Source organism: Autumnicola edwardsiae (assembly GCF_031846505.1).
Classification (GTDB): Bacteria; Bacteroidota; Bacteroidia; order Flavobacteriales; family Flavobacteriaceae; genus Autumnicola; species Autumnicola edwardsiae.
In genome coordinates, this window is record NZ_JAVRHP010000316.1 from 1 (window position 1) to 403 (window position 403).

The 403-nt window shown below is 29.0% G+C and carries 1 pseudogene; it reads right to left on the reverse strand.

Going from position 1 to position 403, the window contains the following annotated elements:
• Window positions 1–232: pseudogene (locus RM529_RS17840) on the reverse strand (Arm DNA-binding domain-containing protein); the annotation flags it as partial.
• Window positions 233–403: the final 171 nt, after the last annotated feature.

Below are 403 nucleotides of genomic sequence, written 5' to 3' on the forward strand. Positions count from 1 at the left end.
CGAGAACTTTCTTATTTGCTTCGGCAATTTTCGATATAATAAAATTGTTGATGTAATTGGCATTAGGATGTTTTTTCCTCACACACCTATTTGTTTTATCCCAGTATTTTTCTTCAATATATTGACCGGTACCCAGAAACGTACTTTTTCTGTCTTTTGTGATCCTAATTGCTATCGGAAATTTATTTTCTGAGTTCTTTTTTTTGCGTAAAACTGCTCTAATGGTTGCCATAATAAATACATTGAATTATAAATATAGTGAATTATGGGTACAACATAGGTACAACATTTATTAGTTTAAAGCCTTATTTTTTAATATTGAAAAATATTGAAATAATCGTAAATCATTGAAAAACAGGTATTTTAAGTGTATTTGAAGGGTGGAGGTTGAAAACTCATAACC